This is a genomic window from Pseudomonas sp. TE4620 (genome assembly GCF_056279045.1).
Window position 1 is genome coordinate 978,382 of record NZ_JBWBQO010000001.1, and the last position, 15,437, is coordinate 993,818.

The following is a 15,437-nucleotide window of genomic DNA, read 5'->3' on the forward strand; positions in this document are numbered from 1 at the left end:
GGGTTATGCAAGTTAAGCGTTTTTTCGCCGCCGATATGCGTCAGGCCATGAAGCTGGTTCGCGATGAGCTGGGGGCCGATGCCGCCATCATTGGCAACCGACGGATTGCTGGCGGTGTCGAGCTGACGGCTGCGCTGGACTACAAGCTGTCCGCCCTGGCGCCACGGGTGCCGAATGTCGAGCTCGAAGACGAGCTGCGCAAGACCCAGTCGCGCATCGTCACCGCCCAGGCCGAGTTGAGCAGCCGTAGCGAGAGCGAAGATGGCAATCGCCAGCTGTTTGCCGGCTTGCCGCTGACCGCTTCCGAGCCGCTGGTCGACCCGCAGGTCGAAGCGCCGGCCGTGCCTGCTGCACCGGCCGCGGCACCTATCGACCCGCGCCTGTTCGACTCGATGCGCTCGGAGCTCTCGGGCCTGCGCGAACTGCTTGAAGTACAGCTCGGCTCGCTGGCCTGGAGCCAGTTGCAGGGCAACAAGCCGCAGCAGGCCAACCTCTGGCGCCGCCTGCAGCGCATCGGCCTGTCCGGGCCGATTGCCCGCGAACTGCTCGAGCTGACCACCGAAATCGAAGAGCCGCGTCATGCCTGGCGCATGCTCCTGGCGCACCTGGCGCGGATGATCCAGGTGCCGGAAATCGAACCGATCGAAGAAGGCGGTGTCATTGCCATGGTCGGTCCGGCCGGCATGGGCAAGACCACCACCCTGGCCAAGCTCGCCGCGCGCTACGTGCTCAAGTACGGCGCGCAGAACCTGGCCCTGGTGAGCATGGACAGCTTCCGTATCGGCGCCCAGGAGCAGCTCAAGACCCTGGGGCGGATCCTCAACGTTTCGGTTACTCACGTCGACCCGGGCCAGTCGCTGGCCCAGGCCCTCGACCCGCTGCTGCGCAAGCGCGTGGTACTGATCGATACCGCCGGCCTGCAAGCCAGCGACCCGGCGCTGCGCATGCAGCTGGAAACCCTTGCCGGGCGCGGGATTCAGGCCAAGAATTACCTGGTACTGGCAACCACCAGCCAGAAACAGGTGCTGACCGCCGCCTACCACAGCTACAAGCGCTGCGGCCTGGCCGGTTGCATCCTGACCAAGCTAGATGAAACCGCCAGCCTCGGCGAAGTATTGAGCCTGGCAATCAGTCACGAACTGCCGGTGGCCTATCTTACCGATGGCCCGCGCATTCCTGACGACCTGCACCTGCCGCGCCGGCACCAGTTGGTCAGCCGCGCAGTGAGCGTGCAGATGCAGGACGAGCCCAGCGAAGAGGCCATGGCCGACATGTTCGCTGATCTCTACCACAGCTCCGGCAAACGCGTGGGCTGAGGGGAATATGATTACGTTGCAAAGTACCTACATCAATGGTCTGCCAGGCATTTTTCAGGTGTTGAAAGCGCAGCCCAGTCATGTGGCCTCGGTCTAAGTAAGACAAGGTAAAGAACAAACATGGGTAGCATGCATCCCGTACAGGTGATCGCCGTGACCGGCGGCAAAGGTGGCGTTGGCAAGACTAACGTGTCAGTGAACCTGTCATTGGCGCTGGCTGAGCTTGGCCGTCGGGTCATGCTGCTGGACGCCGACCTGGGCCTGGCCAACGTTGATGTGCTGCTGGGCCTGACGCCCAAGCGCACCCTGGCCGATGTCATTGAAGGCCGTTGCGAACTGCGCGACGTGCTGCTGCAAGGCCCCGGCGGTGTGCGCATCGTGCCGGCGGCCTCGGGCACGCAGAGCATGGTGCACCTGGCTCCGGCCCAGCACGCCGGCCTGATCCAGGCCTTCAGCGAGATCGGCGACAACCTCGATGTGCTGGTGATCGACACCGCTGCAGGTATCGGTGACTCGGTAGTCAGTTTTGTCCGCGCCGCCCAGGAAGTGCTGCTGGTGGTGTGCGACGAGCCCACTTCGATCACTGACGCCTACGCGCTGATCAAGCTGCTCAACCGCGATTACGGCATGAACCGCTTCCGCGTCCTCGCCAACATGGCCCAGAGCCCTCAGGAAGGGCGCAACCTGTTCGCCAAGTTGACCAAGGTCACTGATCGCTTCCTCGATGTCGCCCTACAATACGTCGGTGCGGTGCCTTACGACGAATGTGTGCGCAAGGCGGTGCAGAAGCAGCGAGCGGTCTATGAAGCCTTCCCGCGTTCCAAGTGCGCGCTGGCATTCAAGGCCATTGCCCAGAAGGTCGATAGCTGGCCGCTGCCTGCCAACCCACGGGGGCACCTGGAGTTCTTCGTCGAGCGCCTGGTGCAACCGACGAGTGCGGGTCCGGTGCTATGAACGCCAGTGGTTATCGGATGTACAGCAAGGCTTCGCGTGACGCCCAGTACGAACTGATCGAGCGTTACGCGCCGCTGGTCAAGCGCATCGCCTACCACTTGCTGGCACGTCTGCCGGCCAGTGTGCAGGTGGAGGACCTGATCCAGGCCGGGATGATCGGCCTGCTCGAAGTCGCCAACAAGTATGACGCCAGCAAGGGGGCCAGTTTCGAGACCTACGCCGGCATCCGCATCCGTGGCGCCATGCTCGATGAAGTGCGCAAGGGCGACTGGGCGCCGCGTTCGGTACACCGCAATACCCGCATGGTCAGTGACGCGATTCGTGCAATTGAAGCAAAAACCGGCCGTGACGCTAAAGATCACGAGGTTGCTGCCGAACTTCAATTGAGTCTCGATGATTATTACGGGATTTTGAATGACACCCTGGGCAGCCGCCTGTTCAGTTTCGACGACCTGTTGCAGGACGGCGAACATGAAGGCCTGCACGAGGACGGTGCCAGTGCCCAGCTCGAGCCTTCGCGCGATCTGGAAGACGAGCGTTTTCAGGCAGCCCTGGCCGATGCCATCGCCAACCTGCCGGAACGCGAGCGTCTGGTCCTGGCGCTGTACTACGACGAAGAGCTCAACCTCAAGGAGATCGGTGAGGTCCTGGGGGTGAGCGAGTCGCGTGTCAGCCAGTTGCACAGCCAGTGCGCGGCACGTTTGCGTGGTCGCCTGGGGGAATGGCGGGCGCGTTGAACGCAGGTTCGATGCAGTCGTGAAATGTAGTGCCGAATTGATTGAATGCGCGTTCCGCGCTGAACGCGTTAAAGACTGCTTGGAGGTCTAATTGAACAAAGACATGAAAATCCTCATCGTGGACGACTTTTCGACGATGCGGCGGATCATCAAGAACCTGTTGCGTGATCTGGGCTTTACCAACACCCAGGAAGCCGACGACGGCAACACCGCACTGCCGATGCTCGAAAGCGGTCATTTCGACTTTCTGGTGACCGACTGGAACATGCCTGGCATGTCCGGTATCGACCTGCTGCGCAAAGTGCGTGCCGATGAGCGCCTCAAGCACCTGCCGGTGCTGATGGTGACTGCCGAAGCCAAGCGCGAGCAGATCATCGAAGCCGCCCAGGCCGGGGTCAACGGCTACGTGGTCAAGCCGTTCACCGCCCAGGTGCTGAAAGAAAAGATCGAAAAGATCTTCGAGCGCGTCAATAGCTGAGGTACGCCACGGGGGCGCTATGGAGCAAACACAATCATCCTTGGGCGAGTTTGAGTCGACACTCAAGAAACACGCCCGGGAACTGGTCGACAGCCTTGAACGAGGCAAGTTCGGCGACGCGGTGCAACTGATCCATCAGCTGAACCAGACCCGTGACCTTGGCCTGTATCAGGAAGTCGGCAAACTCACCCGCGAGCTGCACAGCGCGATCGTCAGTTTCCAGATCGACCCGCACATGCCGCAAGCCGAGGAAGTGTCGCAGATCACCGATGCGACCGAACGCCTGTCCTACGTGGTCAAGCTGACCGAGGGCGCGGCCAACCGCACCATGGACCTGGTCGAAGCCAGCACGCCGGTACTCAACGAACTGAGCGACGAGGCCAAGGCGCTGAGTGTCGACTGGCAGCGCTTCATGCGCCGCGAAGTGGCGGCACCGGAGTTCCGTGAGCTGGCCAAGCGTGTCGACAGTTTCCTGACGCGCAGCGAGGAGGGCAACCGCAAGGTCGCCAGCCACCTCAATGACATTCTTCTGGCTCAGGACTACCAAGACCTGACCGGCCAGGTGATCAAACGCGTCACGGCGCTGGTCACCGAAGTAGAAAGCAATCTGCTCAAGCTCGTGCTGATGGCAAGTCAAGTTGACCGTTTTGCCGGTATCGAACATGACCACCAGCAGCTGCGCGCTGAAAAAGATCAAGAAAAACATCCGACTCGGGGTGAAGGTCCGCAGATTCATGCCGATAAGCGTGAAGACGTTGTGTCCGGTCAGGACGATGTCGACGATCTGCTGTCCAGTCTGGGTTTTTAGGGAGCACGTTTAATGAGCTTCGGCGCCGATGAAGAAATCCTTCAGGATTTCCTGGTAGAAGCCGGCGAAATTCTTGAGCAACTGTCCGAGCAATTGGTCGAGCTGGAAAGCCGACCGGATGATGCCGACCTGCTCAATGCGATCTTTCGCGGTTTTCACACTGTAAAAGGGGGCGCCGGCTTCCTCCAGCTCAACGAGCTGGTGGAGTGCTGCCATATCGCCGAAAACGTGTTCGACATCCTGCGCAAGGGTGCCCGACGCGTCGACTCCGAACTGATGGACGTGGTCCTGGAAGCCCTGGACACGGTCAACAGCATGTTCGGCCAGGTTCGCGAGCGCAGCGACATCACCCCGGCGACCCCAGAGCTGCTGGCGGCGCTGTCGCGCCTGGCCGAGCCTGCCGGGGAAGACGAAGCACCAGCCCCTGCCGCTGAGCCCGAGGTGCTTGAAGCACCGGCGGCCGAGGCCGAGGCGGACATCACCGACACCGAATTCGAGCAACTGCTCGACTCGCTCAATGCAGTCAAGGCCGAGGCACAAGCCCAGGACGCCGAGCCTGCCGGTGACGAAATCACCGACGCCGAGTTCGAGTCGCTGCTTGACCAGTTGCACGGCAAGGGCCAGTTCGCCGCCGACAACCTCGGCGGCGCGGCTGAAGCACCGGCTGTTGCAGCTGCCGCTGGCGATGTCAGTGGCGACATCACCGACGATGAATTCGAAGCGCTGCTCGACCAGTTGCACGGCAAGGGTACTTTTGCCGTCGATGCACTGCCGGGCGCTGCTGCCGCGCCTGTGGAAGCCTGCGCGCCTGCCGCGGCTGGCGATCACATCTCCGAGCACGAGTTCGAAGCGCTGCTCGACGAACTGCACGGCAAGGGCAAGTTTGCGCCGGACGCAGTAGCCACGGCTGCACCAGTTGCCAGCGCAGCACCTGCGAAAGCGGCGGCCAAGCCTGCGCCAGCACCTGCCGCCAAGCCAGCTGCTGCACCAGCCCCTGCGGCCAAAGCAGCGGCTGCGGCGCCTGCACCTGCACGCCAGGCCGCTCCGGCTGCCGAAAAGCACCCTGCCAGCGAAACCGAAACCACCGTACGGGTCGACACCGCGCGGCTCGACGAGATCATGAACATGGTCGGCGAGCTGGTGCTGGTGCGTAACCGCCTGGTGCGCCTGGGCCTGAACAGTGGCGACGAGGCCATGTCCAAGGCCGTGTCGAACCTCGACGTGGTGACCGCCGACCTGCAGACCGCGGTGATGAAAACCCGCATGCAGCCGATCAAGAAGGTCTTCGGGCGCTTCCCGCGCCTGGTTCGCGACCTGGCCCGGCAGTTGAAGAAAGAAATCAACCTGGAGCTGGTCGGCGAAGAGACCGACCTCGACAAGAACCTCGTCGAGGCCCTGGCCGACCCGCTGGTGCACTTGGTGCGCAACGCCGTCGACCATGGCGTCGAAACCCCGGAAGAGCGCGAAGCCTCGGGCAAGTCCCGCGGCGGCAAGGTAGTGCTCTCGGCCGAACAGGAAGGCGACCACATCCTGCTGTCGATCTCCGATGACGGCAAGGGCATGGACGCCGACGTGCTGCGCGCCATTGCGGTCAAGCGCGGAGTGATGGACAAAGACGCCGCCGATCGCCTGAGCGAGACCGAGTGCTACAACCTGATCTTCGCCCCGGGTTTCTCGACCAAGACCGAGATTTCCGACGTGTCCGGGCGTGGCGTGGGCATGGACGTGGTGAAAACCAAGATTTCCCAGCTCAACGGCTCGATCAACATCTACTCGACCAAGGGCCTGGGCTCGAAGATCGTCATCAAGGTGCCGCTGACCCTGGCGATCATGCCGACGCTGATGGTCATGCTCGGCAACCAGGCGTTCGCCTTCCCGCTGGTCAACGTCAACGAGATCTTCCACCTCGACCTGTCGCGCACCAACGTGGTCGACGGCCAGGAAGTGGTGATCGTGCGTGACAAGGCCTTGCCGCTGTTCTACCTCAAGCGCTGGCTGGTCAGCTCGGCCGCTCATGAAGAGCAGCGCGAGGGCCATGTGGTGATCCTTTCGGTGGGTACCCAGCGGATCGGCTTCGTCGTCGATCAACTGGTGGGCCAGGAAGAAGTGGTCATCAAGCCGCTGGGCAAGATGCTCCAGGGCACCCCGGGCATGTCGGGCGCCACCATTACCGGTGACGGGCGCATTGCGCTGATCCTCGACGTACCGAGCATGCTCAAGCGTTACGCCGCCCGGCGTATTTGATTCTGGTGGCGCGGCTCACATGCCGCGCCCCCTAATGGAGTGTTTATGGCAGTCAAGGTCCTGGTGGTGGATGATTCCGGTTTCTTCCGCCGCCGCGTCTCGGAAATTCTTTCAGCGGACCCGACTATCCAGGTCGTCGGTACCGCGACCAATGGCAAGGAAGCGATCGACCAGGCGCTGTCGCTCAAGCCCGATGTCATCACCATGGACTACGAAATGCCCATGATGGATGGCATCACCGCCGTGCGTCACATCATGCAGCGTTGCCCGACCCCGGTGCTGATGTTCTCCTCGCTGACCCACGAAGGCGCCCGCGTCACCCTCGATGCGCTGGATGCCGGTGCGGTCGACTACCTGCCGAAGAACTTCGAAGACATCTCGCGCAACCCGGAGAAGGTCAAGCAACTGCTGTGTGAAAAGGTTCATACCATTTCCCGCAGCAACCGTCGTTTCAGTGCCTACGCAAGCCCGGCGCCCGCGCCGCAGCCAGCCGCCCAACCTGCCGTCAGCAGCCTGGGCAGCACGCCTGCACCACGCGCCGCAGCATCTGTGCGCGCAGCGGCTGCGCCAGCATCGAGTGCTTCGCCGGCACCCAAGCGCAAACCCTACAAGCTGGTTGCCATCGGTACTTCCACCGGCGGCCCGGTTGCCCTGCAGCGGGTTCTGACCCAGTTGCCGGCCAACTTCCCGGCGCCGATCGTGCTGATCCAGCACATGCCGGCGGCCTTTACCAAGGCGTTTGCCGAGCGCCTCGACAAGCTGTGCAAGATCAGCGTCAAGGAAGCCGAGGACGGCGACATGCTACGCCCGGGCCTGGCCCTGCTGGCCCCTGGCGGCAAGCAGATGATGGTCGACGGCCGCGGCACGGTGAAGATCCTGCCGGGCGACGAGCGCCTGAATTACAAACCGTGCGTGGACATCACCTTTGGTTCGGCGGCCAAGTCCTATGGCGACAAGGTGCTGTCGGTGGTGCTCACCGGCATGGGCGCCGACGGCCGCGAAGGTGCGCGCCTGCTCAAGCAGGGCGGTAGCACCGTGTGGGCCCAGGATGAAGCCAGCTGCGTGATCTACGGCATGCCCATGGCCATCGTCAAAGCCAACCTGGCAGACGCCGTGTATGGCCTGGACGAGATCGGCAAGCACCTGGTCGAGGCCTGCGTCTGATGGATGTCTTGAGCCTTATCGGGATCATCCTGGCCTTTGTCGCCATCGTTGGCGGCAACTACCTCGAAGGCGGCCACCTGTCGGCACTGCTCAATGGCCCGGCGGCCTTGATCGTGCTCGGCGGCACCCTGGCGGCGGCCTTGCTGCAATCGCCGATGAGCGCCTTCAAGCGCGCGCTGCAGATCGTGCGCTGGATCCTGTTCCCGCCACGGGTCGACCTGGCTGGCGGTATCGACCGGGTCGTCAACTGGTCGCTGACCGCACGCAAGGAAGGCCTGCTGGGCCTGGAAGGCGTCGCCGATGCCGAGCCGGACCCGTACGCACGCAAAGGTCTGCAGTTGCTGGTCGACGGCGCCGAGCCGGAAGCCATTCGCAGCATTCTCGAGGTGGATTTCTACACCCAGGAAAGCCGCGACGTGCAGGCCGCCAAGGTGTTCGAGAGCATGGGCGGCTATGCGCCGACCATCGGTATCATCGGTGCGGTGATGGGCCTGATTCACGTCATGGGCAATCTTGCTGACCCGTCGCAGTTGGGCAACGGCATTGCCGTGGCCTTCGTCGCCACCATTTACGGTGTTGCCAGTGCCAACCTGATCCTGCTGCCGATCGCCAACAAGCTCAAGGCCCTGGCCCTGCGTCAGTCGCGCTACCGGGAAATGCTTCTGGAAGGCTTGCTGTCGATCGCCGAAGGCGAAAACCCGCGCTCGATCGAGCTGAAGCTTCAGGGCTTCATGGAGTAACACATGGCGCGCCGTCGACAACCCGAAGAGCATGAAAACCACGAACGCTGGCTGGTGTCCTACGCCGACTTCATCACCTTGCTGTTTGCCTTCTTCGTGGTCATGTATTCGATCTCGTCGATCAACGAGGGCAAGTACAAGGTCATTTCCCAGGCGCTGATCGGCGTGTTCAACGACCCCGAGCGGAGCATGAAGCCGATCCCCATTGGCGACGAGCGCCCGCTCAGCGTCAAGCCGGCCGAGCCGTTGATCAAGGACAGCGAGCAGGTCGATGCGGGCCTGGCGCAAACCAGCAGCGACCCGCTCAAGACCATCACCGATGACGTGCGCGACGCCTTCGGCGACCTGATCAAGTCCGACCAGATGACCGTGCGCGGCAACGAGCTGTGGGTCGAGATCGAACTCAATTCGTCGCTGCTGTTCGGCAGCGGCGACGCCATGCCCAGCGACGTGGCGTTCAACATCATCGAGAAGGTGGCGAAGATCCTCAAGCCGTTCGCCAACCCGGTGCACGTCGAAGGCTTTACCGACGACCTGCCGATTCGCACCGCGCAGTACCCGACCAACTGGGAGCTGTCATCGGCACGGGCGGCGAGTATCGTCCGCCTGCTGGCGATGGAAGGGGTGAACCCGGCGCGCATGGCATCGGTCGGTTACGGCGAGTTCCAGCCGATCGCCGCCAACGACAGCGCTGAAGGCCGGGCGCGCAACCGACGGGTGGTGCTGGTGATCTCGCGCAACCTCGAAGTACGCCGCAGCCTGACTGGCACTGGCAGCGCCAATGCCACCCCGGACGCGGCGATGAAGCGGGCTGGCACACAAACTGCACCGCCAGCGGTAGCACCGACGGTGGGCGACAATCGCGTCAATTCCCCGTCACCGACCCTATAACCGATCCCGGCAGGGCAGGCTGCCGTACCGGGAGGAAGCAACGCAATGAGAGTCTGGGCAGTAGCCAATCAAAAAGGTGGAGTCGGCAAGACCACCACGTCCATCGCCCTGGCCGGCCTGCTGGCCGAGGCGGGCAAGCGTGTGGTTGTCGTCGACCTCGACCCGCACGGGTCGATGACCAGCTACTTCGGGCACAACCCCGATGCGCTGGAGCACAGTTGCTACGACCTGTTCCTGCACAAGGGCACGGTGCCCGAGGGCTTGCCCGGGCAATTGCTGTTACCCACCAGCGACGAGAAAATCTCGCTGCTGCCGTCGAGCACCGCCCTGGCCGTGCTTGAGCGCCAGTCGCCGGGCCAGAGTGGCCTGGGCCTGGTGATCGCCAAGTCTCTGGCGCAGCTTTGGCAGGATTTCGACTACGCCATCATCGACAGCCCGCCGTTGCTCGGCGTGCTGATGGTCAACGCCCTGGCGGCCAGCCAGCAGTTGGTGATCCCGGTGCAAACCGAGTACCTGGCGGTCAAGGGCCTGGAGCGCATGGTCAGCACCCTGGCGATGGTCAACCGCTCGCGCAAGCAGGCCTTGCCTTACCACATCGTGCCGACCCTGTTCGACCGCCGTACCCAGGCCTCGATGGGTACCTTGCGGGTGCTGCGCGACGCTTACCCCGAGCATATCTGGCAAGGCTACATCCCGGTCGACACGCGCCTGCGTGACGCCAGCCGGGCTGGCCTGACACCCTCGCAGTTCGACGGCAAAAGCCGCGGCGTGGTGGCTTACCGCGCCTTGCTCAAGCACCTGCTGACGCAGAACCTCGCCTTGCAGGTGGCCTGATGAATCGTCCTCAACAGCTTGCCAGCCGGCCGCAGATGGCCCTGCAGAGCTACCTCGATGGCTTGCTGCAGGAGGCCACCGAAGAACTCGACGAAGTGCTGCCAGCTTCGGTTGAGCCCGACGAATTCCAGGCGGCTGTGCGCGAAGAGCAGGCCCGTGATGCCCAGGTGGCGGCCCAGGCCGCGGTAAAACCCGAACCACGGCCGTTTGCCGAGCCATCTCGGCCGGTATTGCCGCTGACCTTGCCAGCGGTTGTCGAGCCTGTGCTGGAGCCTGTGGTCGAAGTGCCTGAGGTTGCCCAGGTCGCACCGGTCGAGCCGCTGGTGGACGTGCACCTGCCGCCGGCGCCCAATCAACCGGTACCGCCGGCCACCATCGATGGCCGTCCGGCCTGGGCCGCCGAGCCGTTCGAATGCCTGCTGTTCGATGTTGCCGGCCTGACCCTGGCGGTACCGCTGGTGTGCCTGGGCTCGATCTACTCGCTGGCCGGCCATGAACTGACACCACTGTTCGGCCAGCCTGACTGGTTCCTTGGCATCCTGCCGAGCCAGAGCGGCAACCTCAAGGTATTGGACACCGCCCGCTGGGTCATGCCCGACCGTTACCGGGACGACTTTCGCCAGGGCCTGCAGTACGTGATTTCGGTCCAGGGCTACGAATGGGGCCTGGCGGTGCATCAGGTCAGCCGTTCGCTGCGCCTGGATCCCAACGAGATCAAGTGGCGCAGCCAGCGTGGCCAGCGGCCATGGCTGGCCGGCACCGTGATTGAACACATGTGCGCGTTGCTCGACGTCGCCGAGCTGGCCGAGTTGATCGCCAGTGGCGCAGTCAAGCAACTGCACAACACCCATAAATAATCGGCCGCATCTGCCGCGACCGCACTGAGCACACCGCCGATGGCGGTATTTGAGGGATAGGGGAATGAAAAAATCGTCTGCACAAGGTTCCGAAGATCCGATCCTGCAGTGGGTGACCTTCAAGCTGGACAACGAGTCCTACGGCATCAATGTGATGCAGGTGCAGGAAGTCCTGCGCTACACCGAGATCGCCCCGGTCCCGGGTGCCCCGAGCTACGTGCTGGGCATCATCAACCTGCGCGGTAACGTGGTCACCGTGATCGACACCCGCCAGCGCTTCGGCCTGCTGTCCAGCGAGATCACCGACAACACCCGTATCGTCATCATCGAAGCCGACAAGCAAGTGGTCGGCATTCTGGTCGACAGCGTTGCCGAAGTGGTTTACCTGCGTCAGTCGGAAATCGAGACCGCGCCGAATGTCGGCAACGAAGAATCGGCCAAGTTCATCCAGGGCGTGTGCAACAAGAACAACGAACTGCTGATTCTGGTCGAGCTGGACAAAATGATGACCGAGGAAGAGTGGTCCGAGCTGGAGAACATCTGAGTTGATCCTCGAGGTTGCAGTCATATTTCTGGCGCTGCTCTGGGCGGTCAGCCTGTGGTTCTTCCTGAACTACAGCAAGCGCCAGCGCGAGCTGGCCGCGCAACAGGCCCAGGGCGATGCCGTGCGTGACCAGCGCATCAAGGACCTGGCCAAAAGCCTGGACGACTACCAGAACGGCAGCGTGCGTATGGGCGAAGCCCTGCACGAGCTGCGCGCGGTGGTTGCGCCCTTGCCGGACAAGCTCCTGCAACTGGAGCAGCGTGACCCCAACAGCCTGTCGTTTGCGCAAGCGGCGCGGCTGGTGGGCATGGGTGCCAGCGTCGATGAGCTGACCCAGTCCTGTGGTTTGACCCAGGCTGAGGCGGAGTTGATGAGCAAGTTGCACCGCAGCTGAGGGTTGCAGTGAATCAATCGCGGGGCAAGCCCGCTCCTACACCTTGTGTGGGAGCGGGCTTGCCCCGCGATGCTTTCAGGTACCCGGCAATCTCAGGTCGGTAGGGGTGATATCGCGCTCCTGCGGCCCCTCGTCGACAAACCCCACCGGCACCTTGCCCTTGAGCTGCCAGGCAAAAGCGATGATTTCGGCGATGGTCAGGTACAGGGCCTCGGGGATCTGATCGCCCAATTCCATGCGCGCCAACAGGCGCACCAGTTCGGCGTTCTCGTAGATCGGCACTTCATGCTCGCGGGCAATCTTCAGGATTGCCTCGGCCAGCTCGTCGTCGCCCTTGGCGCTGAGGGTCGGGGCCTGCTGACCGTCGTAAGTCAGGGCGATGGCCTGGCGTGGGTTCTTGTCGCTCATGCCTGTTCATCCACCCATCGTTGTTCCAGGTGCGTACGCGGCCCCTGGGGCGGTGTGCCGTGATGGCAGTGCAGTTCGGTAACGTTCAGGCCACGGGCCAGCAAGCGTTCGCGCAAGTTGCCAAGCTGGCTTTCGATCAATTGCGCAGTGCTCGGCCGTTCGGCCCATAGCTGGCTCGACAGGCTGCCCTGGGTGATTTGCGCCTGCACCTGCAGTGGCCCCAGTGGATCGAGATCGAAGGCCAGCTCAATGCGCCAGAGCATTTCCAGTGGATCGCGACGCTCGCGTTCCGGGTCGCTTTGCTGCTCCGGGGTTTCTTCGCGCTGCAGCTTCATTTGCAGCGGCATGAAGTCCTGACCGTTGCGCAGGGGGATTTCCAGTTGCCAGGTGGTCTGCAGGTTGCCATCGGCGGTGGTGCCGGTCTGCTCAAGGCTTGCCAGCTGATGGCTTTGCAGGCGCGAGATGGCTGAGGCGGCCAGGCGCAACAGGTGCTCGAGGTCGCCTTCCCCGTCCTGGCTTGGCAATGACCGTGAGGGCAGGGGGAAACCGCCGGGCTGTGGTCGCGGGCTGACCTGGCCGAGCATGCCCAGGGCGCTGCGGACCATGCCGGGCATGACCTGGGCCAGGGTACTGGCGGCCGCGGCGGGGTTGAAGGTGGCGTTGCCCGGCAGCCCCGGCAGCAGTTGCGCCACCAGGCGCGTCACCTGCGCCTTGAGGTCAGGTGCGAGAGTCGCGGGCAGCCCGGCCAGCAGCTTGGCCTCAAGAAACACGCCGCTGTTGCTCAGGGCCTGGGCCAGGCCTTTAGGGTCGCTGAGCTGACGCACATCCGGCAGGCTGGCCAGCAACTTGTCGACGTTGACGCGTACCTCGGCGGGCTGATTGTTATCGCTGCGCACCTGCTGCAGGGCGCTGAGCAAACCCTGCAGTGAGGCTTGGCGACTCTGTTGGCTGCTCAATTGCTGGCTGATTGCCAGTTGTTCCTGGCGGCCGCTGAGCGGCACGAAGCTCAGCGACTGATCGCCCTGCACCCGGGCACTGAGCAAGCTGCCCACCGTTAGCGGACGCGGGCTGTCGATGGCCAGGGTGGCGCCGGCCTGCGGGCCGCCGAGCAAAGTGACCAGCGAGCGAAACTGCGCCAATTGGCCGGCGTTTGCCGGCAATGCCTGGCTGGTAACGACCTTGCCTTGCAGCAGGGTGCCCACCGGCAGCTCGCGGGTGTCGATGCGGGTCAGGGTGGCGACGCTGCTGGCGATGGCTTGCTGCACTGTAATGCTCAGGTTGGCATTGCTGCTCTGGGTGACCGCCAGCTGGCTGCCCTGGGCCAGGGGCAGGGTGCTGCTGGCCTGGACATTGGTTTGCTTGCCGTTGTCCTGGGTCAGCTTGAGCAGCATCTGGAAGTCCTGGCCGACCTGGCGCAGGGCCAAGACCTCGGCCTTGGCGGTTTCGCCCGGGGCCAGCAGGGCCTGCTGCGGTTGCAGCAGGCGCAGCAGTTCGCCGGTCATCGCCGAGCGCAGCTGCGGGCTGGCCGGAATCTGTGTGCCGAGGTTGTTGATTTCGCCTGTCATCCGCTCGCAACCTGTTGAAATAGCCCTCTTTGCAGTAGGACATCACATGTATAATGCCGCCCGATCTTTGGCGATCAGCGCGGCCGGGCCACATCGTCGTTGCCAGTATAACGGCAAGGCCGGGACCGACTTGAGACAGGCATCCCAAGCATAAGGCGAAACCGTGACCCCTCATCTCCAAGCCGTGGGCCTGGCCTGCGAGCGCGACTGGCGAATGCTCTTCGAAAACCTCGAATTGCACCTGGGCGCAGGCGACATGCTGCAGATCAGCGGCCCCAACGGCAGCGGCAAAACCAGCCTGTTGCGCCTGATGGCCGGGCTCATGAGCCCGACCGCCGGGCAGATTCTAGTCAGCGGCAAGCCGTTGGCCGAACAGCGCAACGAACTGGCGCGGATCCTCCTGTGGATCGGCCACGCCGCCGGCATCAAGGATGTCCTCAGCCCCGAAGAGAACCTCGCCTGGCTCTGCGCCCTGCATCGCCCGGCAGCGCCGGCGGCGATCCGCACGGCCCTTGAAGCGGTCGGCCTGCGCGGCTTCGAAGACGTCCCCTGCCACACCCTGTCGGCCGGCCAGCAACGCCGCGTGGCCCTGGCCCGGCTGTACCTGGACAGCCCGCCGCTGTGGATTCTCGACGAACCGTTCACTGCCCTCGACAAACAGGGCGTGGCCCAGCTCGAAGCGCACCTGGCCGCCCATTGCGAGCAGGGCGGCATGGTCGTGCTGACCACCCACCACACGCTGGAGCGCAAGCCGTCCGGTTACCGTGAACTGAACCTGGGGCAGTGGGCCGCATGAGTGTCTTTGTGCTGTTGTTGCGCCGTGAAGCGCGCCTGTTGTGCCGACGTCCCGCCGAGCTTGCCAACCCGCTGGTGTTCTTCGCCATCGTCGTTGCGCTGTTCCCGTTGGCGGTCGGACCCGAGACTCAATTGTTGCAAACCTTGTCTCCGGGGCTGGTCTGGGTGGCAGCGCTTTTATCGGTTCTGCTCTCGCTGGACGGGCTTTTCCGCAGTGATTTCGAGGATGGCTCGCTCGAACAGTGGGTCCTTTCGTCGCACCCCCTGCCTCTTCTGGTGCTGGCGAAAGTGCTGGCACACTGGGCCTTTTCCGGCCTGGCACTGGTATTGTTGGCACCCTTGCTGGCACTGATGCTAGGTTTGCCTGCGGCGTGCCTGCCGGTACTGCTGGCATCGCTCTTGCTCGGTACCCCGGTACTGAGCCTGTTGGGCGCCGTGGGTGCGGCCCTGACAGTCGGCTTGAAACGTGGCGGCCTGCTGCTGGCGCTACTTATTTTGCCGTTATATATCCCGGTATTGATCCTGGGCAGTGGCGCCTTGCAGGCGGCACTGCAAGCTATGCCGGCGACCGGTTATCTGCTCTGGCTTGGCAGCCTGACCGCCCTGGCAGTAACTCTGGCACCCTTTGCAATAGCGGCTGGCCTGAAGATCAGCGTCGGCGAATAATGAGGTCTGGGCCCAGCCCAGCAAAGACCCTGGATGTACCGT

General features: G+C 63.5%; 17 protein-coding genes. 15 read left to right on the forward strand and 2 right to left on the reverse strand.

What is annotated here, in order from left to right:
• The first annotated feature begins 5 nt into the window (after positions 1-5).
• From flhF to ACZ9A3_RS04740, 13 genes are all read left to right on the forward strand, one after another.
• A complete protein-coding gene (flhF, locus tag ACZ9A3_RS04680) occupies positions 6-1,316 on the forward strand; it encodes a flagellar biosynthesis protein FlhF (protein ID WP_213602055.1) in 1,311 nt (436 codons plus the stop codon).
• A 120-nt stretch (positions 1,317-1,436) separates the two neighbouring features.
• Positions 1,437-2,270, forward strand: a complete 834-nt coding sequence (gene fleN, locus ACZ9A3_RS04685; RefSeq protein WP_016393812.1) for a flagellar synthesis regulator FleN — start codon at positions 1,437-1,439, stop codon at positions 2,268-2,270.
• Positions 2,267-3,007 carry an RNA polymerase sigma factor FliA gene (fliA, locus tag ACZ9A3_RS04690; RefSeq protein WP_010225024.1) on the forward strand — a complete coding sequence of 247 codons (741 nt, stop codon included), beginning with the start codon at positions 2,267-2,269 and terminating at the stop codon, positions 3,005-3,007. Before fleN ends, fliA begins: the two co-directional genes overlap by 4 nt.
• 103 nt (positions 3,008-3,110) lie before the next feature.
• Positions 3,111-3,485, forward strand: a complete 375-nt coding sequence (locus ACZ9A3_RS04695) for a chemotaxis response regulator CheY (RefSeq protein WP_036990294.1) — start codon at positions 3,111-3,113, stop codon at positions 3,483-3,485.
• Positions 3,486-3,504: 19 nt separating this feature from the next.
• Entirely contained in the window at positions 3,505-4,293 is a 789-nt protein-coding gene (locus ACZ9A3_RS04700) for a protein phosphatase CheZ (protein WP_045200319.1), read from the forward strand.
• A 12-nt stretch (positions 4,294-4,305) separates the two neighbouring features.
• Positions 4,306-6,537: a chemotaxis protein CheA gene (locus ACZ9A3_RS04705; protein ID WP_476252184.1), complete on the forward strand. Its 2,232-nt coding sequence runs from the start codon at positions 4,306-4,308 to the stop codon at positions 6,535-6,537.
• A gap of 45 nt (positions 6,538-6,582) precedes the next feature.
• A complete protein-coding gene (locus ACZ9A3_RS04710; protein ID WP_476252185.1) occupies positions 6,583-7,701 on the forward strand; it encodes a protein-glutamate methylesterase/protein-glutamine glutaminase in 1,119 nt (372 codons plus the stop codon).
• A complete protein-coding gene (locus ACZ9A3_RS04715; protein WP_045200326.1) occupies positions 7,701-8,441 on the forward strand; it encodes a flagellar motor protein in 741 nt (246 codons plus the stop codon). The genes ACZ9A3_RS04710 and ACZ9A3_RS04715 overlap by 1 nt, the downstream gene beginning before the upstream one ends.
• 3 nt (positions 8,442-8,444) lie before the next feature.
• Complete coding sequence (gene motD / locus ACZ9A3_RS04720) at positions 8,445-9,332, forward strand: flagellar motor protein MotD (RefSeq protein WP_045200328.1); 888 nt, start codon at positions 8,445-8,447, stop codon at positions 9,330-9,332.
• A gap of 45 nt (positions 9,333-9,377) precedes the next feature.
• The gene (locus ACZ9A3_RS04725; protein WP_045200330.1) at positions 9,378-10,166 is read left to right on the forward strand and encodes a ParA family protein; all 789 of its coding nucleotides are present in this window, start codon (positions 9,378-9,380) and stop codon (positions 10,164-10,166) included.
• Complete coding sequence (locus ACZ9A3_RS04730; protein WP_213602053.1) at positions 10,166-11,023, forward strand: CheW domain-containing protein; 858 nt, start codon at positions 10,166-10,168, stop codon at positions 11,021-11,023. The genes ACZ9A3_RS04725 and ACZ9A3_RS04730 overlap by 1 nt, the downstream gene beginning before the upstream one ends.
• Before the next feature lie 64 nt (positions 11,024-11,087).
• A complete protein-coding gene (locus tag ACZ9A3_RS04735) occupies positions 11,088-11,567 on the forward strand; it encodes a chemotaxis protein CheW (RefSeq protein ID WP_010225041.1) in 480 nt (159 codons plus the stop codon).
• A gap of 1 nt (position 11,568) precedes the next feature.
• Positions 11,569-11,961, forward strand: coding sequence for a DUF2802 domain-containing protein (locus tag ACZ9A3_RS04740; RefSeq protein WP_038996358.1), 393 nt, complete (start codon positions 11,569-11,571; stop codon positions 11,959-11,961).
• 75 nt (positions 11,962-12,036) lie between these two features.
• Here the strand turns inward: ACZ9A3_RS04740 and ACZ9A3_RS04745 are convergent, their stop codons facing one another.
• Both ACZ9A3_RS04745 and fliK read right to left on the reverse strand, forming a co-directional pair.
• Positions 12,037-12,369, reverse strand: coding sequence for an EscU/YscU/HrcU family type III secretion system export apparatus switch protein (locus ACZ9A3_RS04745; RefSeq protein ID WP_045200334.1), 333 nt, complete (start codon positions 12,367-12,369; stop codon positions 12,037-12,039).
• Positions 12,366-13,934, reverse strand: a complete 1,569-nt coding sequence (fliK, locus tag ACZ9A3_RS04750; protein ID WP_045200336.1) for a flagellar hook-length control protein FliK — start codon at positions 13,932-13,934, stop codon at positions 12,366-12,368. The genes ACZ9A3_RS04745 and fliK overlap by 4 nt, the downstream gene beginning before the upstream one ends.
• A gap of 163 nt (positions 13,935-14,097) precedes the next feature.
• On the opposite strand from fliK, the gene ccmA reads away from it, so the two are divergent.
• On the forward strand, positions 14,098-14,730 hold the full coding sequence (gene ccmA, locus ACZ9A3_RS04755) for a cytochrome c biogenesis heme-transporting ATPase CcmA (protein WP_045200338.1): 633 nt from the start codon (positions 14,098-14,100) through the stop codon (positions 14,728-14,730).
• On the forward strand, positions 14,727-15,395 hold the full coding sequence (ccmB, locus tag ACZ9A3_RS04760) for a heme exporter protein CcmB (protein ID WP_026001415.1): 669 nt from the start codon (positions 14,727-14,729) through the stop codon (positions 15,393-15,395). The genes ccmA and ccmB overlap by 4 nt, the downstream gene beginning before the upstream one ends.
• The last annotated feature ends 42 nt before the right edge of the window (positions 15,396-15,437 follow it).

Coding starts and splice junctions, on each gene's coding strand:
- ACZ9A3_RS04735 (WP_010225041.1), top strand. CDS start 11,088: ATGAAAAAATCGTCTGCACAAGGTTCCGAAGATCCGATCCTGCAGTGG.
- motD (WP_045200328.1), top strand. CDS start 8,445: ATGGCGCGCCGTCGACAACCCGAAGAGCATGAAAACCACGAACGCTGG.
- ACZ9A3_RS04700 (WP_045200319.1), top strand. CDS start 3,505: ATGGAGCAAACACAATCATCCTTGGGCGAGTTTGAGTCGACACTCAAG.
- ACZ9A3_RS04710 (WP_476252185.1), top strand. CDS start 6,583: ATGGCAGTCAAGGTCCTGGTGGTGGATGATTCCGGTTTCTTCCGCCGC.
- ACZ9A3_RS04745 (WP_045200334.1), bottom strand. CDS start 12,369: ATGAGCGACAAGAACCCACGCCAGGCCATCGCCCTGACTTACGACGGT.
- fliA (WP_010225024.1), top strand. CDS start 2,267: ATGAACGCCAGTGGTTATCGGATGTACAGCAAGGCTTCGCGTGACGCC.
- ACZ9A3_RS04725 (WP_045200330.1), top strand. CDS start 9,378: ATGAGAGTCTGGGCAGTAGCCAATCAAAAAGGTGGAGTCGGCAAGACC.
- fleN (WP_016393812.1), top strand. CDS start 1,437: ATGGGTAGCATGCATCCCGTACAGGTGATCGCCGTGACCGGCGGCAAA.
- flhF (WP_213602055.1), top strand. CDS start 6: ATGCAAGTTAAGCGTTTTTTCGCCGCCGATATGCGTCAGGCCATGAAG.
- ACZ9A3_RS04715 (WP_045200326.1), top strand. CDS start 7,701: ATGGATGTCTTGAGCCTTATCGGGATCATCCTGGCCTTTGTCGCCATC.
- ACZ9A3_RS04705 (WP_476252184.1), top strand. CDS start 4,306: ATGAGCTTCGGCGCCGATGAAGAAATCCTTCAGGATTTCCTGGTAGAA.
- ACZ9A3_RS04695 (WP_036990294.1), top strand. CDS start 3,111: ATGAAAATCCTCATCGTGGACGACTTTTCGACGATGCGGCGGATCATC.
- fliK (WP_045200336.1), bottom strand. CDS start 13,934: ATGACAGGCGAAATCAACAACCTCGGCACACAGATTCCGGCCAGCCCG.
- ccmB (WP_026001415.1), top strand. CDS start 14,727: ATGAGTGTCTTTGTGCTGTTGTTGCGCCGTGAAGCGCGCCTGTTGTGC.
- ACZ9A3_RS04730 (WP_213602053.1), top strand. CDS start 10,166: ATGAATCGTCCTCAACAGCTTGCCAGCCGGCCGCAGATGGCCCTGCAG.